Source organism: Burkholderia cepacia, assembly GCF_029962485.1.
In the GTDB taxonomy this organism is placed as follows: Bacteria; Pseudomonadota; Gammaproteobacteria; order Burkholderiales; family Burkholderiaceae; genus Burkholderia.
Window position 1 is genome coordinate 3,241,856 of the sequence record NZ_CP073638.1, and the last position, 25,486, is coordinate 3,267,341.

The 25,486-nt window shown below is 66.0% G+C and carries 26 protein-coding genes; 10 read left to right on the forward strand and 16 right to left on the reverse strand.

Translation table 11 applies throughout. The annotated features are described in order from the left end of the window. Positions 1–12: 12 nt before the first annotated feature. The 6 genes from KEC55_RS31015 to lysA form a co-directional block, all read right to left on the reverse strand. Positions 13–357 carry a DUF3088 domain-containing protein gene (locus KEC55_RS31015; protein WP_282508851.1) on the reverse strand — a complete coding sequence of 115 codons (345 nt, stop codon included), beginning with the start codon at positions 355–357 and terminating at the stop codon, positions 13–15. A gap of 76 nt (positions 358–433) precedes the next feature. Continuing rightward, entirely contained in the window at positions 434–1,615 is a 1,182-nt protein-coding gene (metC, locus tag KEC55_RS31020; protein ID WP_282508852.1) for a cystathionine beta-lyase, read from the reverse strand. A gap of 51 nt (positions 1,616–1,666) precedes the next feature. After that, positions 1,667–2,392 carry an amino acid ABC transporter ATP-binding protein gene (locus KEC55_RS31025; protein WP_282511484.1) on the reverse strand — a complete coding sequence of 242 codons (726 nt, stop codon included), beginning with the start codon at positions 2,390–2,392 and terminating at the stop codon, positions 1,667–1,669. A 43-nt stretch (positions 2,393–2,435) separates the two neighbouring features. Continuing rightward, positions 2,436–3,095, reverse strand: coding sequence for an amino acid ABC transporter permease (locus KEC55_RS31030; RefSeq protein ID WP_175022152.1), 660 nt, complete (start codon positions 3,093–3,095; stop codon positions 2,436–2,438). A 65-nt stretch (positions 3,096–3,160) separates the two neighbouring features. Then, on the reverse strand, positions 3,161–3,961 hold the full coding sequence (locus KEC55_RS31035; protein WP_282508853.1) for a transporter substrate-binding domain-containing protein: 801 nt from the start codon (positions 3,959–3,961) through the stop codon (positions 3,161–3,163). A 637-nt stretch (positions 3,962–4,598) separates the two neighbouring features. Then, positions 4,599–5,837 carry a diaminopimelate decarboxylase gene (lysA, locus tag KEC55_RS31040; RefSeq protein ID WP_282508854.1) on the reverse strand — a complete coding sequence of 413 codons (1,239 nt, stop codon included), beginning with the start codon at positions 5,835–5,837 and terminating at the stop codon, positions 4,599–4,601. A 109-nt stretch (positions 5,838–5,946) separates the two neighbouring features. On the opposite strand from lysA, the gene KEC55_RS31045 reads away from it, so the two are divergent. Together KEC55_RS31045 and KEC55_RS31050 are read left to right on the forward strand one after the other, a co-directional pair. Continuing rightward, positions 5,947–6,861: a LysR family transcriptional regulator gene (locus KEC55_RS31045; protein WP_282508855.1), complete on the forward strand. Its 915-nt coding sequence runs from the start codon at positions 5,947–5,949 to the stop codon at positions 6,859–6,861. 56 nt (positions 6,862–6,917) lie between these two features. Beyond that, entirely contained in the window at positions 6,918–7,517 is a 600-nt protein-coding gene (locus KEC55_RS31050) for a GNAT family N-acetyltransferase (RefSeq protein ID WP_282508856.1), read from the forward strand. A gap of 102 nt (positions 7,518–7,619) precedes the next feature. Here KEC55_RS31050 and KEC55_RS31055 read toward each other — a convergent pair whose 3' ends face one another. The 3 genes from KEC55_RS31055 to KEC55_RS31065 form a co-directional block, all read right to left on the reverse strand. Further along, positions 7,620–8,198: a DUF4142 domain-containing protein gene (locus KEC55_RS31055; RefSeq protein ID WP_282508857.1), complete on the reverse strand. Its 579-nt coding sequence runs from the start codon at positions 8,196–8,198 to the stop codon at positions 7,620–7,622. A 393-nt stretch (positions 8,199–8,591) separates the two neighbouring features. Continuing rightward, the gene (locus KEC55_RS31060; protein ID WP_282508858.1) at positions 8,592–9,215 is read right to left on the reverse strand and encodes an HAD hydrolase-like protein; all 624 of its coding nucleotides are present in this window, start codon (positions 9,213–9,215) and stop codon (positions 8,592–8,594) included. Between the two features lie 17 nt (positions 9,216–9,232). Continuing rightward, positions 9,233–10,063, reverse strand: a complete 831-nt coding sequence (locus KEC55_RS31065) for a substrate-binding domain-containing protein (protein ID WP_282508859.1) — start codon at positions 10,061–10,063, stop codon at positions 9,233–9,235. A gap of 206 nt (positions 10,064–10,269) precedes the next feature. On the opposite strand from KEC55_RS31065, the gene KEC55_RS31070 reads away from it, so the two are divergent. Then, a complete protein-coding gene (locus KEC55_RS31070) occupies positions 10,270–10,653 on the forward strand; it encodes a DUF4087 domain-containing protein (protein ID WP_282508860.1) in 384 nt (127 codons plus the stop codon). An 18-nt stretch (positions 10,654–10,671) separates the two neighbouring features. On the opposite strand, the gene KEC55_RS31075 is transcribed toward KEC55_RS31070, so the two are convergent. Next, positions 10,672–10,938 carry a Txe/YoeB family addiction module toxin gene (locus KEC55_RS31075; RefSeq protein ID WP_282508861.1) on the reverse strand — a complete coding sequence of 89 codons (267 nt, stop codon included), beginning with the start codon at positions 10,936–10,938 and terminating at the stop codon, positions 10,672–10,674. Continuing rightward, positions 10,935–11,195, reverse strand: a complete 261-nt coding sequence (locus KEC55_RS31080) for a type II toxin-antitoxin system Phd/YefM family antitoxin (protein ID WP_282508862.1) — start codon at positions 11,193–11,195, stop codon at positions 10,935–10,937. Before KEC55_RS31080 ends, KEC55_RS31075 begins: the two co-directional genes overlap by 4 nt. Positions 11,196–11,419: 224 nt before the next feature. On the opposite strand from KEC55_RS31080, the gene KEC55_RS31085 reads away from it, so the two are divergent. Beyond that, complete coding sequence (locus KEC55_RS31085) at positions 11,420–11,863, forward strand: GNAT family N-acetyltransferase (RefSeq protein WP_282508863.1); 444 nt, start codon at positions 11,420–11,422, stop codon at positions 11,861–11,863. Between the two features lie 57 nt (positions 11,864–11,920). Beyond that, positions 11,921–12,139 carry a DUF1653 domain-containing protein gene (locus KEC55_RS31090; RefSeq protein ID WP_006480837.1) on the forward strand — a complete coding sequence of 73 codons (219 nt, stop codon included), beginning with the start codon at positions 11,921–11,923 and terminating at the stop codon, positions 12,137–12,139. 55 nt (positions 12,140–12,194) lie between these two features. Here the strand turns inward: KEC55_RS31090 and KEC55_RS31095 are convergent, their stop codons facing one another. Next, a complete protein-coding gene (locus KEC55_RS31095) occupies positions 12,195–13,406 on the reverse strand; it encodes a winged helix-turn-helix domain-containing protein (protein ID WP_282508864.1) in 1,212 nt (403 codons plus the stop codon). Positions 13,407–13,803: 397 nt separating this feature from the next. Continuing rightward, positions 13,804–15,192 (reverse strand): MFS transporter, encoded by a 1,389-nt coding sequence (locus tag KEC55_RS31100; RefSeq protein ID WP_282508865.1) that lies wholly within the window; start codon positions 15,190–15,192, stop codon positions 13,804–13,806. Positions 15,193–15,644: 452 nt separating this feature from the next. On the opposite strand from KEC55_RS31100, the gene KEC55_RS31105 reads away from it, so the two are divergent. Both KEC55_RS31105 and treA read left to right on the forward strand, forming a co-directional pair. Further along, complete coding sequence (locus KEC55_RS31105; RefSeq protein WP_282508866.1) at positions 15,645–16,274, forward strand: TetR/AcrR family transcriptional regulator; 630 nt, start codon at positions 15,645–15,647, stop codon at positions 16,272–16,274. Between the two features lie 136 nt (positions 16,275–16,410). Further along, positions 16,411–18,138, forward strand: coding sequence for an alpha,alpha-trehalase TreA (treA, locus tag KEC55_RS31110; RefSeq protein WP_282508867.1), 1,728 nt, complete (start codon positions 16,411–16,413; stop codon positions 18,136–18,138). Between the two features lie 95 nt (positions 18,139–18,233). Here the strand turns inward: treA and KEC55_RS31115 are convergent, their stop codons facing one another. Both KEC55_RS31115 and KEC55_RS31120 read right to left on the reverse strand, forming a co-directional pair. Next, entirely contained in the window at positions 18,234–19,721 is a 1,488-nt protein-coding gene (locus tag KEC55_RS31115) for a carbohydrate porin (RefSeq protein ID WP_282508868.1), read from the reverse strand. Between the two features lie 119 nt (positions 19,722–19,840). Beyond that, the gene (locus KEC55_RS31120) at positions 19,841–20,110 is read right to left on the reverse strand and encodes a hypothetical protein (protein WP_282508869.1); all 270 of its coding nucleotides are present in this window, start codon (positions 20,108–20,110) and stop codon (positions 19,841–19,843) included. Positions 20,111–21,188: 1,078 nt separating this feature from the next. Between KEC55_RS31120 and KEC55_RS31125 the strand changes: the two genes are divergently transcribed. Next, positions 21,189–21,326, forward strand: a complete 138-nt coding sequence (locus KEC55_RS31125) for a hypothetical protein (RefSeq protein WP_165765561.1) — start codon at positions 21,189–21,191, stop codon at positions 21,324–21,326. Positions 21,327–21,447: 121 nt separating this feature from the next. Further along, on the forward strand, positions 21,448–23,094 hold the full coding sequence (locus KEC55_RS31130; RefSeq protein ID WP_282508870.1) for an Nramp family divalent metal transporter: 1,647 nt from the start codon (positions 21,448–21,450) through the stop codon (positions 23,092–23,094). 118 nt (positions 23,095–23,212) lie between these two features. Here KEC55_RS31130 and KEC55_RS31135 read toward each other — a convergent pair whose 3' ends face one another. Further along, entirely contained in the window at positions 23,213–24,118 is a 906-nt protein-coding gene (locus tag KEC55_RS31135) for a helix-turn-helix transcriptional regulator (RefSeq protein ID WP_282508871.1), read from the reverse strand. A gap of 285 nt (positions 24,119–24,403) precedes the next feature. Between KEC55_RS31135 and KEC55_RS31140 the strand changes: the two genes are divergently transcribed. Then, a complete protein-coding gene (locus KEC55_RS31140) occupies positions 24,404–25,231 on the forward strand; it encodes a helix-turn-helix transcriptional regulator (RefSeq protein WP_282508872.1) in 828 nt (275 codons plus the stop codon). Positions 25,232–25,486: the final 255 nt, after the last annotated feature.

A 25,486-nucleotide genomic window follows, 5' to 3' on the forward strand; every position in this document is an offset into this window, starting at 1 on the left:
GCGCCGGTGCGCTTATGCGACGTGCGCGACGTCGTATTGCGAAGACAAGTACCGCCGGATCTCGGCAGGCGAATCGATGAAGCGCCTGCCGTTGTGCTCGCGAATCGCGAGCGTGTCGTCGTTAGGCGTCGGTCCGTCGCCGAGCACGAGCACGGGCGCCGACTGGTTGTCTGCGCCGATCAGCGCGACGATCGGCTGGCGCGGCCGCGGCGCGTCGATGTACTCGACATCGACGGCGTTGCGCAGCTGCGGATAGAAACTCAGCAGCCCTTCGACGGAAACCGAATCGCCGCAGTAGAACGGACCTTCGGAGTCCTTGAAAAAGCCCGGGCGAAGAATGAACAGCGTGTCTTTCATGGTGATCTCGCTATGAGAGAGGGACGAACGTCGAAGAAAACGTGATGCGGGGTGGCGTGTACTACGTTGCCGGATTTCAGGCTTCCGCGAGCGCGGCGGCGCGCATCCTCGCGAAGCCGGCGGCGAGGTCGGCAATCATGTCGTCGGGGTGCTCGAGCCCTGCATGAATCCGCAGCAGCGGGCCCGTCGCCGCCCATTGGGTGGCGGTACGGTGGCGCGACGGATTGGACGGGATGATCAGGCTTTCGAATCCGCCCCAGCTATACCCCATGCCGAAGCACGTCATGCCGTCGAGCAGCGCGCGCACGGCTTCGTCGGCCTGCGGATGCAGTACCACGCCGAACAGCCCACACGCGCCCGTGAAATCGCGCTGCCACAGCGCGTGGCCCGCGTCGCCGGGGCGCGCCGGATACAGGATCCGCGCGACTTCCGGCTGTTGCGAGAGCCAATCGGTCAGCACCTGCGCGTTGCGCTGGTGCCGCTCGAGCCGGACCGACAGCGTACGCAGGCCGCGCAGTGCGAGATACGCATCGTCGCCGCTGACGGTCATCCCGAGCTGCCGGTAGCAGCGTGTGATCTTCGGCGCGAGCGCCTCGGTCGTCAGGATCGCCCCCATCAGTACGTCCGAGTGCCCGGCGATGTATTTGGTCGCGGCGTGAACCGACACGTCGACGCCATGCGAAAACGAGCGGAAGTTCAGCGGCGTGCCCCACGTGTTGTCGAGCAGCACGACCGCGCCGTGCAGGTGTGCGACGCGGCTGATGGCCGGAATATCCTGTACTTCGAAGGTCAGGGAACCCGGCGATTCGGCGAATACCGCGCGCGTGTTCGGCCGCATCAGCGAGGCGATGTGCGCGCCGATCGTCGGATCGTAGTAGGTCGTCTCGATGCCGAGGCGCGCCAGCGTTTCGTCGCAGAACGAACGGGTCGGGTCGTACACGGAATCGGCCATCAGCAGATGGTCGCCCGGATTCAGCACCGCGAGCAGCGCGGTCGTGATCGCGCTGAGGCCGCTCGGCGTCAGCAGCGCGGCGTGCGCGCCTTCGAGTCGCGCGAGCGCTTTCTCGAGCGCGCGCGTGGTCGGGCTGCCATGACGCCCGTACGCGAGCGGCGTGCCGCGTACGGCGTCGAGCGCATCGGTGCCGTGAAAGAGCAGCGTCGACTGGCGATAGACGGGCGGGTTCACCGGCGAGCCGGGCTGGCCGTGCGAGCGGCCTTCATGGGCGAGAACGGTGTCGGTCGAATGCAGGTGGTTCAAGATGTCTCCTTGGGGTGTCGATCAAGCGAAGCGGGGCAGTTGTCGCATCGGTCAATGCAGGATCTTGTCGAGGAAGTCGCGCGCGCGTTCGGAACGCGGTGCCGCGAAGAACCGGTCGCTGGCCGCATCCTCGACCACCGCACCCTGGTCCATGAAGATCACGCGATGCGCAACCTTCCGCGCGAAACCCATTTCATGCGTCACGCAGACCATCGTCATGCCTTCGCGCGCAAGCTCGACCATCACGTCGAGGACTTCGTTGATCATCTCGGGATCGAGCGCGGAGGTCGGTTCGTCGAACAGCATGGCGACCGGGTTCATCGACAGTGCGCGCGCGATCGCGACGCGCTGCTGCTGCCCGCCGGACAACTGCCCCGGATACTTGTGCGCGTGCGCCTTCAGGCCGACACGGTCGAGCAGCTTCATGGCGTTCTCGACGGCCTCGTCCTTGCGGCGGCCGAGCACCTTGACCTGTGCCAGCGTCAGGTTGTCGGTGATCGACAGGTGCGGAAACAGCTCGAAATGCTGGAACACCATGCCGACGCGGGCGCGCAGTTGCGCAAGCTTCGCGGCGGGGTCGCCGAGCCGCGTGCCGTCGACGGTGATGCTGCCTTTCTGGAACGGTTCGAGACCGTTGATCGTCTTGATCAGCGTCGATTTTCCGGAGCCCGACGGCCCGCACACGACGACCACCTCGCCCTTCGAGACTGCCGCGCTGCATGCCGAAAGCACCTGATGCTTGCCATACCATTTCGATACGTTGTCGAGCGTAATCATGTTCTGTCCGTCGATGGAGTTCATGTGAATGCCGGGTGCGCGCTCAATGCGTGGACGGCAGCGCGAGACGCGTCTCGACGCGACCCTGAAGCCGCGTGAGCAGCGTGCTGAGGACCCAGTAGATCGCGGCGGCGGCGAGATAGAGCGGCAGCGGCTGGAACGTCGCGGCGATCACTTCCTGCGTCGAGCGCAGCAATTCGGTGACGGTGATCACGGAGACCAGCGACGTGTCCTTGATCAGGCTGATCAGCGTGTTGCCGAGGCTCGGCACCGCGAGGCGCAGCGCTTGCGGGCACACGATGTAGCGCAGCGTCTGCACGTGCGTGAGGCCGAGACTGTGGGCGGCCGCCCATTGCCCGCGGCCGATGCCGAGAATCGCGCCGCGCATGCTTTCGGACAGGTAGGCGCCCGCATTGAGCGTCAGCGTGAAGATGCCGGCCGTCGTGGGGTCGAGCGTGATGCCGAGATCGGGCAGCCCGTAGTAGACGACGAACATCTGCACGAGCAGCGGCGTGCCGCGCATCAGGCTGACATAGCCCTGCGCGAGGCTGGCGGCAAGCCGGTTGCTGCCGATGCGCATGATCGCGATCACGAGCCCGACGACGAGACCGAGCGCCATCGACGCGACGGCAAACTTCAGCGTGAGCATGGCGCCCTTGACCATCACGGGCAGCGTATGGACGACCAGTTGGAGTGCTTCCATTGCGTGTCTCCTGATTGTGTGCCGGACGGCCCGCGCGTTCGTGCGCGCGGGCGCGGCGGGCTGCGTTATTGCGTCACCGGCTTGGTGGTGTCCGTGCCGAACCACTGCATCGAGATCTTCTTCAGCGTGCCGTCCTGCTGCAGCGATGCGACGGCGTCGTCGATCGCCTTCGCGAATTTCGGGTTGCCCTTGCGGAACGGGATACCCATCCGGTCCTCGCCGCCCGCGAGCACCGAGCCCGGGCGCAGCGGCAAGTGCGAGTTCTTGATCAGGTAGGTGAGCATCAGGCGATCGTTGACTGCCGCGTCGAGACGGCCGGCGGCGAGGTCGCGGAGGTTTTCCGGCGTACCGGGGTAGACCTGCAGGTCGATCGCGGGCACGGTCTTGACGAGATCGACGTAGTTGCTGCCCATCGTCACACCGACCTTCTTGCCCTTCAGCTCGTCGAGCGACTTGAATGCGCGTGCGTCGTTCTGCCGTTGCAGCAGTTGCGCCGACGAATACACGTACGGTGCGCTGAAGTCGAGCGCCTGCTGGCGCGACGGCGTGATCGCGACCTGGTTGACGATCACGTCGAACTTGCCGGCCTGCAGGCCCGCGAGAATCCCGCTCCATTCAGTCGTCACGAACTGCGGCTTCACGCCGAGGCGGGCCGCAACCGCCTTCGCGACGTCGACATCGAAGCCTTCGAGCTGGCCGTCGGCATTGCGGTAGTCGAACGGCGGGTAAGTGCCTTCCAGCGCGATCTTCAGTACACCGGATTGCTTGACGGTGTCGAGCAGGTCAGCCGCGTGCGACGTCGCGGTCGCGATGCAGAGAAGGGCGGCCGCGATGCCTTGCTTGAGCGTCGGGTTGAAGTGCTTCATGGTTGTCTCCGTGGTTGTTGTCGAAAATTCAGGGTGCGCGACGCCGCGGCAACGGGCGGCGTCGCCGTGGGCGGGAAATCAGTGCGGTGGGTGGCGGCGCGAATCGAGCGCCGCCGTGCGTGATGCCGTGCGTTACGGCATGCGTTCGCGCGCGACGGTGGCGCGGCGCGTGTGCGGCTGAAGGCGTGAGCAGTGCGAGCGGCCGTCGAATGACGCGTGAGCTGACTGCGCGGCATGCATGTCGAATGTGTTCCGGTGCGCGGCGAAGAGTTCAAGCATGGTGTTCATGATTGCCCGTACGGCTTTGCGAGAGGAGTGGACCGGGTGCCTCGTCGATGCGCATCCGGTGACACGAATGCTGAGCGACTGAGGGCAATCTTAGGTTTGTCAAAAAGGAATGTGTTTCCAAAGATGCACGCACTTTCTGCGTGCCGTGGAATGTTTTTCTCTGCGTGCGGAAGGTGGCGCAAGCGATCTGCTGCGGTTGCGCGTGATGCGAAGCATCGGGTACTACGGTGCGACGGTGGGGTTGCTCCGCATCGTGAACAGGTGAACCGGTGGCTCGCCGAAAAGCAAAACGGCCAGGCTGCCGGTAGTGGCAAGCCTGGCCGTTGGCCTTCGTCACTCAGGATGCGCGTTAGTCGAACGTTTCGAGCGCGAGCAGTTCTTCGATGGTCTGCCGGCGGCGGATCAGCCGCGGCGTACCGCGATCGACGAGCACTTCCGGCGCGAGCGGCCGGCTGTTGTAGTTCGAGGACATCGACGCGCCGTACGCGCCCGCGTCGTGCAGGAACAGCAGGTCGCCGATCTGCGGCTGCGGCAGCTTGCGGTGCGTGACCACGCCGCCCGCGTCCTGCGTGAACACGTCGCCCGATTCGCACAGCGGCCCCGCGATCGCGAGATCGACGGCCGGCCGGCCGGCGGGCAGCGCGCCGTCGTGCGCGTGCACGGACACCGCGTGGTAGCTGCCGTACATCGACGGACGCATCAGGTCGTTGAAGCCCGCGTCGATCAGCACGAAATCGTGCTTCGGCCGGCGGTTGACGGCTTGCACTTCGGTGACGAGCGTGCCGGCTTCCGCGACGAGGAAGCGGCCCGGTTCGATCTCGATGCGCACCGGGTGGCCGAGGTGCCGCTCGATCCGCTTGCGCGCGGCGTCCCACTGGCTGAAGTAGTGATCGACATCGACGCGCGGCTCGCCGTCACGATACGGGATCGACAGGCCGCCGCCGGCCGAGATCGCGTCGATGTCATGGCCGAGCGACGTGACGAGATCGACCATCGCATCGCACACTTGCGACAGGTGGCCGTAGTCGACGCCCGAACCGATGTGCATGTGAATGCCGACGAGCTTCAGCCCGTACTGGCGCACGATCTCGATCGCGCGCGGCACATCGTCGATCCAGATGCCGTGCTTGCTCTGCGGGCCGCCGGTGTTGGTCTTGTTGCTGTGGCCGTGGCCGAAGCCGGGGTTGACGCGCAGCCACACGCGGTGGCCCGGCGCGTGCTCGCCGATGCGCGCGAGCATGTCGAGCGAACCGGCGTTGACGGTCACGCCGTGCTTCAGCACGGCAGTGAGCGTCGGGCGGTCGATCAGGTCGGCCGTGAACACGACGCCTTCCGGCTCGCCCGCAGGGCTGAATCCGGCCGTGAGGCTGCGCTCGATCTCGCCGAGCGACACGGCGTCGACGCACGCGCCTTCCTCGCGCATCAGCTTCAGGATATGGATGTTCGAGTTCGCCTTCTGTGCATAGCGGATCACGTCGAACTGGCGCAGTTGGGCGATGCGGTCGCGGATGACGTCGGCGTCGTACACCCACAGCGGGGTGCCGTATTGCTGCGCGAGCGTCGCGAGCTGGCGGGAATCGAGGGACATGGCGGATAAATCGGATCGAATGAACGGATAGCGTGGATGATGCACCTGATTGGCTATGCAGTAAAATGCCTGTTTATCGATATTCAATTCATTTTCGATATAGAAGATCATGCTCACGCACCGTCATATCGAGGTATTCCGCGCGCTGATGGTCACCGGCAGCACGACGCGTGCGGCCGAGATGCTGTACACGTCGCAGCCGACGATCAGCCGCGAGCTCGCGCGGATGGAGCAGGTCGTCGGCTTCGCGCTGTTCGAGCGCACGCACGGCCGGCTGCGGCCGACGATGGCCGCGCTCACGCTGTTCGACGACGTGCGGCTCGCGTATGTGGGGCTTGAACGCGTCGCGGCGACGGCCGCGCGCCTGCGCGAGTTTCGCGACGGCCAGCTGTCGGTGATCGCGCTGCCGGCGTTCTCGCACGCGATCCTGCCCGGTGCGGCCCGCCGATTTCACGACGCGCATGCAGGCGTCAGCATCTCGGTCGAAACGCAGGAATCGCCGATGCTCGAAGAGTGGCTCACCGCGCAGCGTTATGACCTCGGGCTGACCGAGCACGACATCGCGCCGGCCGGCACCGTGCTCACGCCGCTGCTCGAAGTCGACGAAGTGTGCGTGCTGCCCGACGGCCATCCGCTGCTCGCGCAGGACGCGATCGACCTGCTCGATCTCGCCGATCTCCCGTTCGTGAGCCTGTCGCTGAACGATCCGTACCGCATCCTGATCGACGAGGCGTTCGCGCAACTCGGCGTCGCGCCGCGCTCGGTGGTCGATACGCCGTCGGCCGTGTCGGTGTGCGCGTTCGTGCGGCAGGGGCTCGGCGCCGCGATCGTCAATCCGCTGACCGCGCTCGATTTCGTCGGGCGCGACCTGCATGTGCGGCCGCTCACGCGATCGTTTCCGTACCGCGTCAGCATGATCGTGCCCGAACACCGGCCGAAGAATCTGCTCGTCGATGCATTCGCCGATGCGCTGCGCGGCGAGGCGAAGGCGATCCGCCGCAGGCTGGCCGCGCACCTTGGCTAGCGGCACCGTATGATGGGCGTTTCGCCGCCACCGTCCTCACTTTCCGGAATCTCGTCATGACCGCCGCAGCGTCCTCCCTCGAACCACCGACCCTCTCCGGCGAACGCATCGTACTGCGGCCGCTCGATGCATCCGACCGGCAGGCGCTGCTCGATGCCGCGGCCGACGGCGAGTTGTGGAACCTGAAGGTCACGGTCGTGCCGGGCGCGGAGACGGTCGACGCTTATATCGATACCGCGTTGCAGGGGCGCGCGGCCGGCACCGTGATGCCGTTCGTGATCGTCGATCGCGCATCGGGCCGAGTGATCGGCAGCACACGTTTCTGGAAGATCGACCGCAAGAATCGCAAGCTCGAGATCGGCCATACGTGGCTGAGCGAATCGGCGCAGCGCACGCGCGCGAATACCGAAGCGAAGTGGTTGCTGCTGGCTTATGCGTTCGACACGCTGCAATGTGTGCGCGTGCAGTTCACGACCGACGAGCTGAACGAGAAATCGCGCGCGGCGATTCTGCGGCTCGGGGCGAAACAGGAAGGGATCGTGCGCCACGAGCGGATCATGCCCGATGGCCGCAAGCGCAATTCGGTGCGCTTCAGCATCATCGACGACGAATGGCCGGAAGTGAGTGCGCGGCTGAGAGCGAAGCTTGCGACGTAACGTGTGACGTGTGTGACGTGCGTCGCGCCGCCGGCAGGGGAGGCGGCAGCGCGACGAGGGGGGAAGCGGTGCGCCGCGCGCGAGGCGCGGCGCTGCATCGCGTTACTGCGCCGATGCGAGGTGGTGACGCTGCGCGAGCTTCTGCGCGTCCGCGTAGTGCGCCTGCAGGATCGGCAGCGACTGGCGTGCGACTTCCTTCAGCTTCGTGTCGCGTCCCGATGCGATTTCGGCCTGGAATGCCGAGATCGCCTTCTGCTGGCCGGCAAGTGCGACCTGCTCGATATACGCCTTGTCGAACTCGGCGCCGCGCAGGTTCTTGATGCTGCTCAGCACGGCGGTGTCCGGGTCGTTGGCCGGCACGTCGACGCCGCGCGGGCTCGCCGCGCGCATCGCCTGGATGATCTTCTCGTCGTCGGCCGACACGCGTTGCGCGAACGCCTTGACCTGGCTGTCCGACGTGCGCGAATCGGCGATACGTGCGGCGTCGTGCTGCGTCGACACGGTCTTCGTGCCGTCCGTGATGAAGGCCTGGTCGGCTTCGTGGATGCGCGTCGCGGCGGCGGCCGGCGCGGCAGGTGCCGCGGGTGCCGGTTGGGCGGTTTGCGCGGTCGCCGTTACGGCGACGAGAAGCAGGCCAGCGGCAGACAAAGCAAGGCGCGAGATGTGGGGAAAGCGGTTCATGGGACCTCCTTTCGATCGGGGCTCTGGTTAAAAAACGGATGACGTGATCCGTAGCTGTGCGAGAGACCGGGCGCGCCCGGGCCGGATTCGACCGCCGCTCTGCCGCGGCGCCGGTCGAAGTGTTTCCCGGCCCGACTGATTCTAGGAGAGCGGTCGGGTAGCAGGTGCAACCGTGCTGTGGTTTGTGTAACGGTTGGTAAGACGAATCGATGTGCACGCTTGCAGACAGGTATTGCGTACCTGGTGCGGGTGCGATGGCGGCAATTTTTGCGTGCGCGTGGCGCATGCAATGCACGAGAAGCACGCGCGTGTCATCCGCATTTCATCGTCTTGCTGCTGTGTCGTGCCCGTCGAGCGACGTGTCGGATCGCGCATGCAATGCGCGAGAAAGCGTCACACGCGATCGAGCAAAGCTTCGAGGCGCGGCAGCAACGGTGTCGCACAATGTGCCTGCAATGCGTCGGGTGCGGTGTAGCCCCACGCTACGCCCTGGAATGCAATGCGTGCACGTTGCGCCGCGTCGGCATCGCGGATTTCATCGCCGACGTACAGCACTTCGTCGGCACGCACACCGGCCTCGCGAACGAGTGCGCGCAGGCGACGCGCCTTGCCGAACAGCGGAATGCCGCATGCGAAGGTGTCGACCCGCGCGCTGGCACGCGGGCCGAGCCGGTCGCGCACGATGTCTTCGGTGTTGGACGTGGCGATCGCGATGCGGATGCCGCGCGTGGCGAGCGCATCGAACGTTGCGTCGACGCCGGGGAACAGCCTCACCTGCGCGACGCGCGGCTGCATCAGGCGGCGCATGTCGATCGTCACGCGCGGCACTTTCCACATCGGCACGTCGAGCGCGCGAATGATGTCGCGCGCCGACATGCCGCGCAACGCGGGGCGCAGCTCGGGCGTGGCGTCGCGAAAGCCGTGCAGGCGCGACGCTTCCGACAGCGCCGCGAGAAAGCTGTCGAGCGAATCGGCGAGCGTGCCGTCGAAGTCGAATGCGATGAGGCGGAAGGTCATGAAGCGACGCGACAGGGTTATTGGGCGGGGGACATTGTCACCGAATCGAGCCCTGTTGCCTGCACTGTCGCTTGCGCCTGCGGCGACGCGAGATAGTCGAGCAGCTTCTTCGCGTCTTCGGGATGATCGGCGCCGACCGGAATGCCGCCTGCGAAGCGCGTGACCGACTGCACCGATTCGGGCACCTTGCCCGCATACGTGACGCCCGGCACCGGCAGCAGTTCGCTGACCTGCTGGAAGCCGATTTCGTAGTCGCCGTTCGCGACGACGGACGCAACCGGGATGCGCGGGATCATCTTCGCCTTGGGCTTCACCTGATCCTCGACGCCGAGCTTGCGGAACATTTCCTTTTCGACGTAGACGCCGCTCGCGCTGTCCGAATACGCGACCGATTTCGCGCGCAGCAGCACGGCCTTCAACTGGTCGACGGTGCCGATGTCGGGCTTCGGCGCACCGGCGCGCACGACCATCCCGATCCGCGAATCGGCGAGCTCGACGCGTGACGCGGGAATCACCTTGCCTTCCTTGATCAACTGGTCGAGCGCATAGCCGACCATGATCAATACGTCGGCTTTCTCGCCGCGCGCGAGGCGATTCGGAATCGCTTCCTTCGACTGGCCCATCGACGGGCCGGAGATCGTGTCGAGCGTGTCGCCGGATGACGCCGTGAAGCCGGGACCCAATTGCTTGTATGCGGCCGTGAAGCCGCCGGAGATCATCACACGCAGGTCGGCCGCTTCGGCCGGCAGCGCGGCGGACGCGAGCGCGACGGCGGCGAGCCAGAGCGCGGCGCGGCGCGCGAGGGGAGGCCGGGTCGCAGAGGCGGTGAGTGCGGCTTGGGCGTGCATCGGTCGCTCCTTCCAGTCTGTCGTTGTTGGTGTGTGCGGTTGCTTGCAGCCTGCACGGGCTACATGATCCACCGAAAAGCGGACGCGTGCCGTTCGGCGTGCGTGCGTTGCCGGCTGGCGCGCGACGCGGGAAGGAAAGCCCGGTATGCTGTCCGGCGTCCGCGATGGCGGTTTCCCGATGCTTCTTCGTGCCTGAATTCGATCAAATGAAAATCGCTCGTGCCCGTTGTGCGATGTGGGTTCTCGCGGCGGCGTTCGCGTCGACCGCCGCAACGGCGGTGGCCGCCGCGCCGGTAAAACGCTGCGGATGGCTCGAGAACCCGACGCCGGCCAACTGGTGGCTGGTCGACAAGGACGGCAGCTGGACGCTGTCGACCATGGGCAGCGAGCCGGTGCCGGGCCTCGACGAGATGCCCGACATGTCGAAGCAGGGCTGGGTCGTCACGAATGCCGGGGAGCACGGCTACGGCTGCGCGTGCCTCGACCTGGAGATCGATCCGCACACGCGCGACGTGACGAGGATCGTGGCTGCGAAGCCGCTTCCGCTGAAGCGTTGCAAGGCCGACAAGACGTTGCCGGCGCCGTGGTGAGAATCGATGAAGGCCGTGCTATCCGTAGCGATAGCGGCAGGATACGATGCTGATCTGAAGGTCGTCAGCCTCGTAGACCAGACGGTTCGTGTCGTCGATGCGCCGCGACCAGAAACCCGAGAGATTGGCCTTGAGCGGTTCGGGCTTGCCGATGCCCTCGAACGGTGTTCGCTGGGTTTCGCGAATGAGCTGGTTGATACGCTTGAGAGTCTTGCGATCCTGCCCCTGCCAGTAGACATAGTCGTCCCACGCGTCGGAAGTAAGGAGCGCGCGGCGTACGCTCATTCATCATCCTCGGCGAGCTTGTGTTCTTTCGCCTTGCCCTTGCGCAGTTGCGCGATAGAGCGTTCGAGATGGGCGACGTTGGCCGGCGAGCGCAGCAGGTGAACCGTCTCCATCAGGCTGTCGTAGTAGTCCTGCGACATGATGACGGCGTTCGGCGAATCGCGGCGCGTGATGAGCGTCACGTCCGCGTCGTCGACGACCTGGTCGATGACGGTCTTCAGATTACTGCGGGCATCCGAAAAATGAATCGTGCGCATGATGTGCCTCACTTGTACATATAACGGTACAAGTATGGCATTGCTGGGGGAGATGTACGGAATGTTGTACAAGTTTAGTGGAGGCTGTGCATAGTCGCACGTCACCATCCGGCAAGGCGTCGCGCCAGCGTTCAGCCGCAGCGGATTGGCGGTGTCCCTTGTCCCCCGCGTCACGGCGCGGTATCGTCGATGCTCCGCCTTCCGACCCCGACCGGAGAACAGCCGTGCCCGCAGCCGCCCCCGCTACGCTGAGATTTTCCACCGACAAGCGCGAACTCGACATCGACGCGATCTTCGACTTCCTGCATCGCGACGCGTACTGGTCGCAGGGTATTCCGCGCGACGTGGTCGAGAGCGCGATCGAGGGTTCGCTGTGCTTCGGCGCGTATGTCGGCGACCGGCTCGTCGGGTTCGCGCGGCTCGTCACCGATCACGCGACGTTCGCGTACCTGTGCGACGTGTTCGTGCTGCCGGCCGATCGCGGCAACGGCTACGGCCGGGCGCTGATCGACCACGTGTTCGCGCAGGAGATGGTGCAGCGGCTGCGCCGCATCATGCTCGTGACGACCGATGCGCACGAGCTGTACCGGCCGGTCGGCTTCGGGCCGTCAGCGAATCCCGAGCGGCTGATGGAGATTCGCCGCCCCGACATCTACGCGAAACGCTGACGCGCGGCGCTGCGCATACAATACGCGCTTTCCGTTTTTGCCGAAGAGAAGCCCATCATGACCGAACAGGAAGCCGAACAGCTCGCGACGCACCGTCACTACAAGGGCGGGCTGTACCGCTACATCGGCGTTGCGCGCCATTCCGAAACCGAGGAGTCGGTGGTCGTGTACGAGCATCTGTGGCCGCATGCGCGCGGGCTGTGGGTACGCCCGGAAGCGATGTTCAACGGGAACCTCGAGGACGGCACGCCGCGTTTTCGCAAGCTGCGCGACTGATCCGCAACCGGCGGCGTGTGCCGCCGAGACAGCCGGCTGCATGAGCGTGATGCCGTTACGCGCCGGCCAGCGCCTTCACCAGCTCGGGCGGCGCATGCGCGACCGTCACCTCCGGCGTGCCGTGCCATGCCGCGAGTTTCTTCACGGCCTTCGCGACGTCGGCCGCGAGCCCCGTGCCGAAGCGCACGCCCGGCTCGACATGCACGGCCTTCAGCTCGAACGTACCCAGCCTGCGATGCGCTTTTGCATCGACGCGGCCGACCAGTCGGCCGCGATGCAGCACGGGCAGGCAGAAATAGCCGTAGCGCCGCTTGTGCTGCGGCGTATAGCACTCGATCGTGTAGTCGAAGCCGAACAGCGTCGACGCGCGACGCCGGTCCCAGACGACCGGATCGAACGGCGACAGCAGCGTCGTGACCGTCGAGCGCAGCGTGTCGGCCGCGGCGGCCGGCAGCCATGCCTCGAGCGAGCGATGCACGTAAGCGGGCTCCTTCCAGTCGTCGATCTGCACCGGAATCAGGTCGCCGGCTTCCGCGAGCCGCTCCAGCTCTTCGCGGTACGAGCGGCGCGGCAGCCGGTAGTAGTCGGCAACCCAGTCCGCGCGCACGACGCCGAGCGCACGGCACGTGTAGTCGAGCAGCGCCGGCAGCACGGCATCGCGTGGCGGCAGGTCGCGTGAGTCGTCCCAGTCGGGCAACACGCGTTCGCGTATATCGTACACGCGCTGGAAATTGCGGCGTTCCGACACCATCAGGTCACCCGTCGTGAACAGCACCTCCAGGTGTTGTTTCTCCGGCTTGCGATCCCACCATCCGTTGCCCTTCACGCCATCCTCGCGCTCGAAGTCGGCCGACCGCACCGGGCCCTCGTCGCGAATCCGCGCGAGAAGCTGCTCGATGTCGGACCGGTTCTGCTCATGCCACTCGGCTGCGTATTTCCAGCCCATCCCCGACGGATCGAGCATCTTGTAGCGCATCAGCCCGAACTGCTCGACTGGCAGGAAGCACGCTTCGTGCGACCAGTACTCGAACAGGCGTGCCTCGGCGAGATGTTCGTCGAGCCACTGTGGCGCGAAATCGCCGAGGCGGCTGAACAGCACGAGATACGGGCTGCGTGCGATGACGTTGATGGTGTCGATCTGCAACTGCGCCATCCGGCGGATCGAGTCGAGCACATCGGCCTTGGTCGCCTTGCGGCGGGGCGGCGTCAGCAGGCCCTGTGCGGCGAGATGCAGCGCGCGGGCGGCGGCGGGCGAGAGCGTAAGCATCGGAGTGGCGGTCGAGGGTGGCGATCGGGGACCACTTTAGCGCGAAAGCGGCGCACACGTGCGCCGCACCGCTGCAACGCGTCTGACAATGCTTGACAGACGGGTTTCGCAAGTTTCCCTATAGTGCAGTTCATGGCGCGACGACAAGTGCGCGCAATGATTCCGCTTCCGACGCACATATGTCCATGGCACGCAGGAAGCGAATCTTGGATTCTCAACCCCCATCGGGAATCCAGGAGCCCTGAGCGGACATCCATGCGGCTGTGCACCGGCCCCGAGTGGATGTCCGCTGATTTTTTTGTATTTCCGGTTTTTCACTCTTCGCCGAGCGGCATGTCATGCCGCGGCATTCGTTTCCCTGGGCCGTACCGGCCGCTTACTGCTTACTGCTTATTGATTATTGCCGCTTGCCGCGCGCGACTTCGTCGCCGGCGCCGGGTGGCAGCCGTCGCGTGATCGGAATCGACGCGAACGAGCACAGCCCGACCACGAGGAACGCGGGCCAGAAATCCGACCACATCATCGTCTGATGGCCCTGCAGCCAGTGCGACACGTGCAGCACGAGGCCGGCCACCGTTACGCCGAGGCCGAGCGACATCTGCTGCACGACGCTGCCGAGGCTCGTCGCGCGGCCGGCGTCGCGCGGCGAGATGTCCGCGTAGATCATCGAGTTGAGGCTCGTGAACTGCAGCGCTGGGAAGATGCCGCCGACCAGCACGATCAGCCAGATCGCCCAGGTCGCCATGCCGGGATGGAACACGCCGTACGCGGCGATCGCGAGGCCCGCGAACGCCGCGTTGTAGATCAGTACCGTGCGAAAGCCAAAGCGGCGCAGCGTATGCGTGGCCGTCGAGCGGCTCACCGCGCCGCCGAGCGCGGACGCGCACGTGATGAGCCCCGAATGGAACGCGGTCATGCCGAGCCCTTCCTGCAGCGCGAGCGGCAGCAGGAACGGCACCGCGCCGAGGCCGATGCGGAACAGCGACCCGCCAACGACGCTCGCGTGATACGTCGGGATCTTCAGGAAACTGAGGTCGAGCACCGGCCGCTCCTTGCGGCGCGCGTACGGTACATACAGCGCGAGCATCACGGTGCCGGCCACGCACATGAGAATCGCGTTCGAGCGCGACGTGAGCGAGCCGTCGATCAGCGTGAGGCCCATCAGCAGCAGTGCGGCGCCGCTTGCCGACAGCAGGAAGCCGAACCAGTCGAGCGGGCCGGGATCGGGCTCGTGGGTATTCGCGATGTGCTTGCTCGCGAGATAGATCCCGTAGATACCGATCGGCACGTTGATGAAGAAGATCATCCGCCAGTGCAGGTAGGTCGTGATGAAGCCGCCGACGAGCGGCCCGACCGTGGGCCCGAACAGCGCGGGAATCGCGAGGTAGTTCATCGCGCGCACGAGATCGGAGCGCGGCACCGCGCGGAAGATGATGATGCGGCCGACCGGGACCATCATCGCGCCGCCGACGCCCTGGATGAAGCGCGCGAACGTGAGCACGCCGAGCGAGTTGGAGGCTGCGCACATCAGCGAGCCGACGACGAAGATGCCGATCGCGGTGCGGAACACGGAGCGTGCGCTGAAGCGGTCGGCGAGCCAGCCGCAGATCGGAATGAACACGCCGAGGCCGACCACGTAGGCCGTGATCGCGATGTTCAGTGTGACGGGGTTGTGCCCGAAGTCCCTCGCCATCGCGGGCAGCGCGGTGACGATGATGTTTGCGTCGACGCTTTCCATGAACAACGCACAGGCAACGATGAGCGGTGCTAGAAAGACGGGCGACATGGGCTGGGCGCGCGGTAAAGGCGTCATTATGCCCACAATGTGACCGCTGAGTCACGCGTGACAACAGTTGTTCCGCATGTTGCAACAGTCGTCCTTTCCGGCGAGCTATGTAGAAAGAACGACTGCGCAAACGTGGCGCAACGATCGTGTTTGTGTGTGCGACCGAACTGACCGGTCGACCGTGCGGCCCCGCCGTCGTTCGACGCACGCGATGCGCGCTCGACGCACGGCAGGATCCCGACGCTGCCGACGCAGCGATCCCGGAACGGCTCGACGTGTTCGTGCCGTTGCCGGAAGCGGTCGGGCACGGCGGCGCCGACGCGCATCTTCACGAGCATGAATACAGTGTGCGCGTTCGAAGTTTGGCGGGGCATGGTGATTCCTTTTGACGGCGTGAAAGGGCGTTTCTAGAATATGAGCGTTTACTCATGTTCGAAACTCGCGTTCCCGTCATGTCCGAATCGTCTTCGCGTATTCCGCTTTCGCCCCGCAAGGCGCCGCGCCAGCGCCGCTCGGTGGCCACCGTCGACGCGATCGTCGAGGCCGCTGCTCGCATTCTGGAGCGCGACGGCTTCGACGGTTACACGACGAACGCCGTCGCGGCGCTGGCCGGCGTGAGCATCGGTTCGCTCTATCAATACTTCCCGAATCGCGATGCGCTGACGGCCGCGCTCGTCGAGCGGGAGAGTGCGCATCTGCTCGACGACGTCGACCGGGCGGCCGCGCTGTCTTCCTGCGACGACGTGCTGCGCATGCTGGTGCGCGGGGCCGTCGCGCACCAGATGCGCCGGCCGGCGCTCGCGCGGCTGATCGATTTCGAGGAAGCGCGGCTGCCGCTCGGTGCGCGCACCGCGCGCGTTGCCGACCGCATCCACGCGACGCTGCTGCATGCGCTAGGCCTGCGCGATGCGCCGCGTGTCGCCGCACCCGACGTCGTTGCACACGACCTGCTCGCGATCGTGAAAGGAATCGTCGATGCGGCGGGCGCGCGCGGCGAGACCGATGCGGCGGCGCTCGAAGCGCGCGCGTGGCGGGCGGTACGCGGTTATCTTCGTGAGTCGCGCGAATCGAAACTTGCTTGATGTGCACGTTTCGTGCGACAGTCGGACCCACTCGCACCACAACATGACGCATATCGATCGAGGGCCATCGAGACGAACGCGCGCGCGAACGAGACCTCGTGCCGACCCACTCACCATCGAAAGGAGGGGACACGTCATGACGTCACGTCGTGCCGCATCGATTGCATCTCGCTTCCCGGTTCATCTCTCGTCACGTGCTGCGCTGCCCACGCCGCGTCTGCGCTGGGCCGCCGCGCTGGCCGTCGCCTATCTCGCCGTCGCCGGCTGCGCCGCGCAGGCCGACAACGCGAACCAGGCCGCTGCGCAAGCGGTCGGCCAGTCCACGGTCGCGGCCGCCACCGCCGCGACGGCCCTCGCGTCGGGCACGCTGCTGCCGCCGCCGAGCCAGCTCTACGGCGACCTGTTCGTCGCGGTGCAGACCGCGCAGATCTATCCCGACCAGAAGACCTTCGTCGACGCGACGCCCGATACCGATCCCGCGACGATCGTGCAGTTGTATCAGCAACAGAAATCGCAGCCGGGCTTTTCGCTGAAGACGTTCGTCGGCCAGCACTTCACGCCGCCGCCGGAAAGCGGCGTGACACCGCCGCCGAACCAGACGCTGCGCCAGCATATCGACTGGCTGTGGCCGCAGCTCACGCGCACGAGCGTCACGGTGCCCCAATACGGTTCGCTGATCGCGATGCCCAAACCGTACGTCGTGCCGGGCGGCCGGTTCCGCGAAGGCTACTACTGGGATACCTATTTCACGATGCTCGGGCTGCAGGTGTCGGGGCGCGAGGATCTCGTCGACGACATGCTCGACAACTTCGCACATCTGATCGATACGATCGGTCACATCCCGAACGGCAACCGCACTTACTACGCGAGCCGCTCGCAGCCGCCATTCTTCGCCTATATGGTCACGCTGGCCGCACAGGCCGAGGGCGACAAGATCTACCAGAAGTACTTGCCGGAGCTGCGCAAGGAACACGCGTACTGGATGCAGGGCGAAACCACGACGCCGCGCGGTCAGGCCGCGCGCCACGTGGTCGCGATGCCCGACGGCGCCGTGCTGAACCGTTACTGGGACGCGAGCGACACGCCGCGCGACGAGTCGTATCTCGAGGACGTGACGACCGCGAAATCCGTGCCGTCCCGTCCGGCGAGCGAGGTGTACCGCGACCTGCGCGCGGGCGCGGAAAGCGGCTGGGACTACAGCTCGCGCTGGTTCGGCGACGGCAAGACGCTCGCGACGATCCGCACGACGTCGATCGTGCCGGTCGACCTGAACAGCCTGATGTTCCATCTCGAGACGACGATCGTGAAGGGCTGCACGGTCGCGCGCGACCTGGCATGCGTGACCGATTTCTCCGGGCGCGCGGCGCGGCGTGCGGCCGCGATCAATCGCTATCTGTGGAACCGTCGCGGCTATTACGGCGACTATGACTGGCAACTGCGCAAGCCGCGCGATGGCGTGACGGCGGCCACGCTGTATCCGCTGTTCGCGGGCGTCGCATGGCCCGAGCGCGCGAAGGCGACCGCGCGCGAAGTGCGCAAGACGCTCCTGCAGCCAGGAGGCCTCGCGACGACGACCGAGAACACGGGCCAGCAGTGGGATGCGCCGAACGGCTGGGCGCCGCTGCAGTGGATCGCGATAGACGGGCTGCGCCGCTATGGCGAACCGGCGCTCGCGAAGGAGATCGGCACGCGCTTCCTGTCCGACGTGAAGCAGGTGTATGCGACCGAAGGCAAGCTCGTCGAGAAATACGTGGTCGAAGGCGCCGGTACCGGAGGGGGCGGAGGCGGCGAATATCCGTTGCAGGACGGCTTCGGCTGGACCAACGGCGTCACGCTGAAACTGCTCGGGCTGTACGGCGAGTAATACGCGGCGCGGGCCACCTGCCCGCACGCACACCCGCACACGGGCCGGACGGTCGCGCAAGCGGCCGACCGGCCCGTGTCTTCATGCGGCTTGCATCAGAACGTGATCGTCGTGCGTACGCCGACCACCGTTTCGTCGCCGATGCGTGCACCGGCGGCGTTCGGGTTCGGGATACCGCCGCCCGGGCGGAAGAAGTGCTGCAGGTCGGCCTGCACCTGCCACCACGGCGCGACCTGGTACTGGTAGGTCGCTTCGACGACCGTCTCCGCGCGGCGCACCGGATAGCCGGGCGTCGTGTACACGCCGGTGTCGCCGTCGAGGCCGCGCGCATGCGAGCCGATCTTCGCGTAGCCGACCGCGATGCCGGCGACGTCGTTGTCGCGTCCCTTGAACGGCGCCTTCAGCGTCACGCCTGCGTTGGCGGCGAAATCGACGATATTGCGATCGCCCGGCGAGCCCATCACGCGCGCGAACACGCCGACCGAGCGCGGGCTGTCGGCCGACGGCCGCCACACCATCTGGTCCGCGACCGCATAGAACCCGTAGTTGCCGCGATGCGTGGCGGGCGTGCCGTTGCTGGCCGGATCCGCGAGCGACAGGCCGTCGGTGCCGAAACGCGGATCGTTCGCGTGCTGCGACTGATACCAGAAGCCGAGCTTGTACGTGCCGGGCAAGCCGGCTGGTTGCGGCGCCTTCGGGTCGGCGGGCGGCGCGTTCAGCGCGTACTGCACTTCGCCGATCACGAACGCGCCGCTGCGCAGGTTGAAGTTGGTGCCGTGTGCGTTCAGCACCTGCGCGTCGCCGTCGGTGCGGCCGGCAGGATTGCCGTCGAACACGCCGATCATCGCGGTCCACGCGTCCGCCGGCTTCACGCGCAGCCGTACGCCGAGCGACGACAGCGGATACGCGGCGCCGCCGGCCGGCAGGTCGGTGGACGGCAGCACGGGCCAGCCGAACGTCGCGTTCATGAACGTCGCCGCGTTCTGGCTCACCATGAATTCCTGGTCGACGCTCTGTTGGCCGACCTTCACGTCGACCTTGCCGTCGAGCAACGACTGCTGGTACCAGAGTTCCCACAGGCGCGTGGTCGAGTTCGCTTCGATGCCGGTCGCGGTCTGCAGCGTCTGCAGGTAGCGCTGCGTGAGGTTGGTGCCGTGGATCTGCAGGCCCGACACGTTGAACGTGCCGCCCGGCAGGCCGATCGCCTTGCCGGTATCGACGTTGAAACCGAATTGCGTGAGCCCCTGGTACGCGCCGCCGCGATTCGTGCCGCCGGACGTGTTGTACAGGTACTCGCTGGTTTCCTGCAGGCTCAGCGTGACGCCGTGATCGCCGAGCAAATCGCGCAGGCCGCCCATGTTGCCGAGCAGGTTCGAACGCTCCCAGAGACCGGTGGGGGCGGGCGCGGCAGCATCGGCGGCCTGTTGTGCGGGAGCGGCGGCGTCGCTGGCGCCGGCCGCCGGTTCGGCTGCGGCCGGCGACGTCGCCTGCGCGAATGCGGAGGTGGCGGCGAGCGACAGCAGCAGCGTGGCGAGCGCATTGGCGTGGAGCTTGCGCGGGACAGGTTCGAGATGATTCTTCATGTGGGTTCCGTCGATGATTTGATTAGTTAGACTGAAGAAACGAAAACGTGATGCGGGAAACGCGGCGAGACGATCGCGCGGCGGCCCGGGGCGAGCGGTGCCGCCGCGCGGCGACGGGGTTACGGCAGCCAGCCGCCGACGCGCCACATCTGCGCGAAGCCGAGGCGCGATGCGGCCGAGCACAGCAGCGCGGCAAGCGCGATCGCGGCCGCCATCGCGGCGACCAGCACGCAATCGAGCGGGCGCGGCGTCGCCGGCACGTGGGCGAGCGCCACGCCGCGCCAGTTGCTGAACGCGTGGGCGAGCGGCGAGAGGCCGGACGCGAACGAGCGGTCGCACGCGGCGTGCACGATGCGCTTGAGTCTGAGCGCGAAGGATTGAAGAAACATGACGCTGCCTCCGTCCGGTCCGGCAAATGCCGGACGACGTGATCGAGCGCGGGCGCGTGACGCGACCTGCGATCGGAGGGTGGAACGTAACGGAGCGTGCGACTGGCGGGGCGGCGATGGCCGGCCCGGGAGGAAGCGCGCTAACCCGGCGAATGCGAGCTAGCGGCGAAAGACATGCGTCTGGCTGCTATCTCGCGATGGCTTGGCCGGCCTGGACCGGCATCGAACTGCAACTAGAGCATGTGTCCACGGAGGGACTCCCTTGATGAATTGGGGCGGATTGTAGTCGCGACTTTTGCTGCGGTGCAAGCAAAAAAGCACAAAAGATGACGTCCGTGGCGTGCGTGTCGCAACGGACCGCCGCGGCGCGGCAGCGTTTCGGCGGGGCGCGGGAAGCGCGCGGCAGGATGCCGCGTCGTTGTTCGCACGCATCGTTGCGTGACCGCTGAGTGACGCGCTGAAAGGTTCCGGTACGCCATTTCAAGGACAAATCTTTCAGTGGCGGAAAGCGGGAAATTTATTTCGAGAAATGGGGTTTGGAGGGGTTGACTTCACTTTCGGGCGGTCCATAGAATCCGGCATCTTCACTCTTGGGGCCGCCGCCTTGGACGCCTGCAGTAGTCGATCTTCGAACGAAATTTCCGCCTGAGCGACCGACGTCCGCGCCTCATCGAAGCCGCCGTTTGTCTCCCAGGCAAACGGTGCGCGCAGCAGTATTCCGCAGCAAATCCCTACGTGCACCCTGATTCGCGCCGGTTAGCGTGATGCGTTTTCGCATGCGTTGCCCGGTTTCACCGCCGCCCGGCAGGCGGCCGCGTTCGCGCATGCCTTTTTCCGGCTCGCGAATGGCGGCCCGCAGGCCTGACGGCGGTCAACCGTGTTTTCCGGAACACCGCACAGGAGCCGCCATGAACGACAGTGACAGTTGTCCCTTATGCCCGTTGCACACACCGACCCTTTTGAACCCGGGTCGCAGGGACAATCCGGCCGACTAGCCTGACACGTCGTTCAGGCCCCGGACTGGCCCCGCACCCACCACGCGGCCGGCATGCCTGCCGTCGCCGCACGGAGCCAGACCATGAACTTCGGCCTTCTGCTGTCGAACCTCCCGCACGTCACGGAATCGCGCAACCACTACGACGCGATGCTGACGCTCGACGCCCGTCCGCGGGTGTTCTCGCGTCTGCTGAACCAGCTGAAATCGTTGATCCGCTGAAAGAAGCGCCGAGCGCGCCTCGGCATGCGCACGCGCGCCCACCTTCGAGCGGCCGCCCCGTGCGCATTCCAAGGTCACACGCTTATCGAATCGAATAACCCTTAGCCGTACGGAACACATCATGTCCACGCCATCCAACGTCTCACCACCGATCGCCGTCGAACGCAGCGCCGTGCTCGACGAAGCACATCTGGGCGACATCCGCGGTGCACTCGGCACGATCTCGCACCACGACACCGGTGCGCGCGGCTCGTGGTGGGCGCGCCTGCGCACGCTGCTCGCGATCATCGGCCCGGGCCTGATCGTGATGGTCGGCGACAACGATGCCGGCGCATTCGGCACGTATACGCAGGCCGGCCAGAACTACGGCACGACGCTGCTGTGGACGTTGCTGCTGCTCGTGCCCGTGCTGTACGTGAACCAGGAAATGGTGCTGCGCCTTGGCGCGGTCACGGGCGTCGGCCATGCGCGCCTGATCTTCGAACGCTTCGGCAAGTTCTGGGGTGCGTTCAGCGTGATCGACCTGTTCCTGCTCAATGCGCTGACCATCGTCACCGAGTTCATCGGCATCACGTTCGTGCTGGATTTCTTCGGGCTGCCGAAGGTGGCGGGCGTGTGCGTGGCCGCCGCGTTGACGATGGCTGCGGTGAGTACCGGCGATTTCAGGCGCTTCGAGCGATTCGCGATCGGGCTGTGTGTGTTGAGCCTGCTGCTCGTGCCGGTGCTCGTGTCGATCCACCCGCCCGTCGCGCAGATGTCGCGCGATTTCTTCGTGCCGAACTGGCCCACGCACGCGAAGCTGTCGGACGTGATGCTGCTCGTGATCGGCATCGTCGGCACGACGGTTGCGCCCTGGCAGTTGTTCTTCCAGCAGAGCTACGTGATCGACAAGCGCATCACGCCGCGCTTCATGAAGTACGAGAAGGCCGACCTGTGGATCGGCATCGCGTTCGTGCTGGTCGGTGCGGTGGCCATGATCGGCTTCAGCGCCGCGCTGTTCAACGGCCATCCGGAAGCCGGCAACTTCACCGATGCAGGCGGCATCATCGCGGGCCTCGAGAAGTATGCGGGCCGTACGAGCGCAACGCTGTTCGCGATCGCGCTGCTCGACGCATGCATCATCGGTGCGGCAGCGGTGTCGCTGTCGACCGCGTATGCGATCGGCGACGTGTTCAAGATCCGTCACTCGCTGCATCGCGGCGTGACCGACGCGAAGGGCTTCTATCTCGTCTATTTCGGCATCGTCGCGGCCGCGGCCACGCTCGTGCTGATCCCGGGCAGCCCGCTCGGCCTGCTGACCGAAGCCGTGCAGACGCTGGCCGGCGTGCTGCTGCCGAGCGCGACGGTGTTCCTGCTCGTGCTGTGCAACGACCGCCAGGTGCTTGGCCCGTGGATCAACTCGACGAAGCTCAACGTGTTCACGGGCGCGGTGATCTGGGTGCTCGTGCTGCTGTCGATCATCCTGACCGCATCGGTGATGTATCCGGATATCAGCGGCGAGGCGATCGTCGACGTGCTGGTCGGCGGCACCGTGCTCGCGATCGCGGGCTATCTCGCAACGGTCCTGATTCGCCGCAACAAGCGCGTGGTCGAGCCGGCGCTCGATCGCTCGCTGCGCGACACGTGGCGCATGCCGCCGCTCGATACGCTCGAGCCGCAGAACATGACGGTCGCCACACGGATCTGGATGGCCGTGCTGCGCGGCTATCTCGTGATCGCGGTCGGCCTCGTGATCGTGAAAGTCGTCCAGATGACGCTGCTGAAGTAACGCAGGACGTTTGACAGGAAGCGGCGCCGGACCCGGCACCGCGCCGCAACCCGTGCATGCCGGCCCGCGAGGCCGGCATGTGCGTTTACGCGCCCGATTTCACGAAGCGGCGCGGCGCTCAGATCAACTCGAGCTTCGACGTCAGGTACGTGAGCTGGATCCGGTTCGCGACGCCGAAGCGCTTGCGCAGCTTGCGCAGGTGATAGTCGACGTTGTGCGCGCTGGTGTCGAGGCGCCGGCCGATCTCCTTGTCGGATGCGCCTTCGGCGATGCCGAGCAGCAGTTCCTGCTCGAACGGCGTGAGGCCATTCACCGCGCGCTCGCGCGACGTCGAGATCAGTTGCGGCGAAGCGAACTTGTGTACCGACAGCCCGATCGACAGCGCCTGCTCGATCGTAGCCGGCGTTATCCATTCGCGCGTGCGGCGCGGCGCGGTGAAGCTCATGAACGCATGCAGCCGCGTGCCGGGTACGGCCATCGAATACATGATGCCGCTGCACATTCCGTCGTCCTGCATCGTTTGCAGGAAGCCGTCGAGCGCGGCGGGGCTCACGTACGGGGCGTCGTCGCGTTCGCGATGATCGCGGCGCAACTGCTGAAGGTCCCACACGATCGGCATGTTGCACACGCGCGCGCCGAGCGTGCGCGGATCGACGTCGTGGTGGTTGTGCCGCACGTAGTCGCCGCGATAGGTGGCCGGCGTGAACGCTTCGTGCAGGTAGAGGCTTTCGACACGGTCGCGCGCGAATTCGAGCGCAAAGTACGCGAACGTCGAGAAGCCCGTCAGGTGCAGCAGGCTTGTGACGATCCGGTTGCGCTCGGCCGTGCTCTGCGCGTGCGCGAGCGTATCGGCGACGCCGAGCTTCGGCGCGTGCGGCTGCGGGACGTCGCCACGCTTCACGTCGTCGCACCAGACGACCTGCACGGCGCGCTCGCGCAGCGCATCGGCGCAGGCGCTCGATCCGTGCGACGGGCGCGGAAAGGTTGGGGCGACCGCTTCTTCATGCAATGCAATATCGGACATGAGCCATCCCTCGGAATCGACGCGCATCGCCTGGCGGCGGCCGTATCGTGTACGGCATTCGCGGCGGTGCGATCGAGCATCGTTTTTGATATGCGCCGATCGTCATCCCTGACGAAACGCGGGGGCATTGTACAAAAATGCCCGTAAATGCGTAATATGCCGTAATACGAATGGCGGCGGAAGGTTCATATCCGCACGCATATAAGATCGACCAGAAAATCATAAAGAAAAGACCAGATCGTGACGGGGCGCAGTTCCACATATTGGGAAAGGGGCGGGCTCCTCATGACATATGCTGACGGCGCACCACGCGTCGAATGGTTCTCACAAGCCGATATTGCAGCGGCTGCCGTTTATTCGAACGAATATCAGGCAATCGAGCGTGACGTTTTTACCGGTATTCAAATTGGATACGGTAAAACCGACCTCGCGCCAATCGATTTCGCGCAATGCCATGCGCGATTGCGGCAAATCGGTTTCAGTACGCTCGGTTACGGGGCGTACGAAATGATCGGGCGGCGCATTCTGTGCGCGCATCTGCTGCGCGACCTCGCGCCGGCGACATTCATGCAGCCGTTTATCGAAGGAATGCTCTACGAGAGTGACCCGCGTTTCGCGCAGGTGCGGCAGAGCGGCTTTCCGGTCGCGTGGCGGCTCGACGAGATCGAGGCGGCCGCGCAGGGTAGCGGCGACCGCAAGGTGCTGGCGCTTGCCGGCCATCTGCGTGCGCACGCAATGAACAGCGGCGTGATCTTCAGCCTGTCGGCGCCGCGTCTCGACCTGCGCGTCGCGGTGAACGTCACGTCGGAGACGCACGGCACCGAATGGATCGACGATCGCGTGATCGGCGGTGCACTGTCGGTCAGTCTCGCCGTGCACCGTGTCGCGCTGCCGTTTCTCGAGGCGCGCATCGCGCGCATGCGCGGCTTCGCGCTCGGCGACGAGCAGCAGCAGGTGCTCGATCGCCTCGTGCATGGGCTGTCCGACCAGGAGATCGCGAGCGCGTTGCGCACGTCGCTGCACAAGGTCGGCCATCACATCCGTTCGCTCGAGAAACTCTTCAACGTGCAGAACCGCGCGCAGCTCGCGTACCTCGCCGCGCGGCGTCTGTAACCCTCGCCTGACGCGCCGCTGACACGCGCGCCGGCGGCCCGGCGCGCAATGGAAGCGGTTCCGGCGGCGCGTGCCCGAGCGTGCCGCCGGGTTTCGTAGTCCGATTCGATCGTCGCCGGAAAACGCGCTTTCACGCTACGAGGCGCATCCCCGTTTCCATCGTTTCCCGTCGCTACACTCGTCCCATTCAACGGTCCGCGCGGCAGGGGCAGGATTGCCCGTGCCAGCCGGCGATAACGACAGGACAACGGCACG

Excerpts from the sequence above, each read along its gene's own strand:
- KEC55_RS31015 (WP_282508851.1), bottom strand. The coding sequence starts at position 357 with ATGAAAGACACGCTGTTCATTCTTCGCCCGGGCTTTTTCAAGGACTCC.
- KEC55_RS31025 (WP_282511484.1), bottom strand. The coding sequence starts at position 2,392 with ATGATTACGCTCGACAACGTATCGAAATGGTATGGCAAGCATCAGGTG.
- KEC55_RS31030 (WP_175022152.1), bottom strand. The coding sequence starts at position 3,095 with ATGGAAGCACTCCAACTGGTCGTCCATACGCTGCCCGTGATGGTCAAG.
- KEC55_RS31035 (WP_282508853.1), bottom strand. The coding sequence starts at position 3,961 with ATGAAGCACTTCAACCCGACGCTCAAGCAAGGCATCGCGGCCGCCCTT.
- lysA (WP_282508854.1), bottom strand. The coding sequence starts at position 5,837 with ATGTCCCTCGATTCCCGCCAGCTCGCGACGCTCGCGCAGCAATACGGC.
- KEC55_RS31045 (WP_282508855.1), top strand. The coding sequence starts at position 5,947 with ATGCTCACGCACCGTCATATCGAGGTATTCCGCGCGCTGATGGTCACC.
- KEC55_RS31050 (WP_282508856.1), top strand. The coding sequence starts at position 6,918 with ATGACCGCCGCAGCGTCCTCCCTCGAACCACCGACCCTCTCCGGCGAA.
- KEC55_RS31055 (WP_282508857.1), bottom strand. The coding sequence starts at position 8,198 with ATGAACCGCTTTCCCCACATCTCGCGCCTTGCTTTGTCTGCCGCTGGC.
- KEC55_RS31060 (WP_282508858.1), bottom strand. The coding sequence starts at position 9,215 with ATGACCTTCCGCCTCATCGCATTCGACTTCGACGGCACGCTCGCCGAT.
- KEC55_RS31065 (WP_282508859.1), bottom strand. The coding sequence starts at position 10,063 with ATGCACGCCCAAGCCGCACTCACCGCCTCTGCGACCCGGCCTCCCCTC.
- KEC55_RS31070 (WP_282508860.1), top strand. The coding sequence starts at position 10,270 with ATGAAAATCGCTCGTGCCCGTTGTGCGATGTGGGTTCTCGCGGCGGCG.
- KEC55_RS31075 (WP_282508861.1), bottom strand. The coding sequence starts at position 10,938 with ATGAGCGTACGCCGCGCGCTCCTTACTTCCGACGCGTGGGACGACTAT.
- KEC55_RS31080 (WP_282508862.1), bottom strand. The coding sequence starts at position 11,195 with ATGCGCACGATTCATTTTTCGGATGCCCGCAGTAATCTGAAGACCGTC.
- KEC55_RS31090 (WP_006480837.1), top strand. The coding sequence starts at position 11,921 with ATGACCGAACAGGAAGCCGAACAGCTCGCGACGCACCGTCACTACAAG.
- KEC55_RS31095 (WP_282508864.1), bottom strand. The coding sequence starts at position 13,406 with ATGCTTACGCTCTCGCCCGCCGCCGCCCGCGCGCTGCATCTCGCCGCA.
- KEC55_RS31100 (WP_282508865.1), bottom strand. The coding sequence starts at position 15,192 with ATGTCGCCCGTCTTTCTAGCACCGCTCATCGTTGCCTGTGCGTTGTTC.
- KEC55_RS31105 (WP_282508866.1), top strand. The coding sequence starts at position 15,645 with ATGTCCGAATCGTCTTCGCGTATTCCGCTTTCGCCCCGCAAGGCGCCG.
- treA (WP_282508867.1), top strand. The coding sequence starts at position 16,411 with ATGACGTCACGTCGTGCCGCATCGATTGCATCTCGCTTCCCGGTTCAT.
- KEC55_RS31115 (WP_282508868.1), bottom strand. The coding sequence starts at position 19,721 with ATGAAGAATCATCTCGAACCTGTCCCGCGCAAGCTCCACGCCAATGCG.
- KEC55_RS31120 (WP_282508869.1), bottom strand. The coding sequence starts at position 20,110 with ATGTTTCTTCAATCCTTCGCGCTCAGACTCAAGCGCATCGTGCACGCC.
- KEC55_RS31125 (WP_165765561.1), top strand. The coding sequence starts at position 21,189 with ATGAACTTCGGCCTTCTGCTGTCGAACCTCCCGCACGTCACGGAATCG.
- KEC55_RS31130 (WP_282508870.1), top strand. The coding sequence starts at position 21,448 with ATGTCCACGCCATCCAACGTCTCACCACCGATCGCCGTCGAACGCAGC.
- KEC55_RS31135 (WP_282508871.1), bottom strand. The coding sequence starts at position 24,118 with ATGTCCGATATTGCATTGCATGAAGAAGCGGTCGCCCCAACCTTTCCG.
- KEC55_RS31140 (WP_282508872.1), top strand. The coding sequence starts at position 24,404 with ATGACATATGCTGACGGCGCACCACGCGTCGAATGGTTCTCACAAGCC.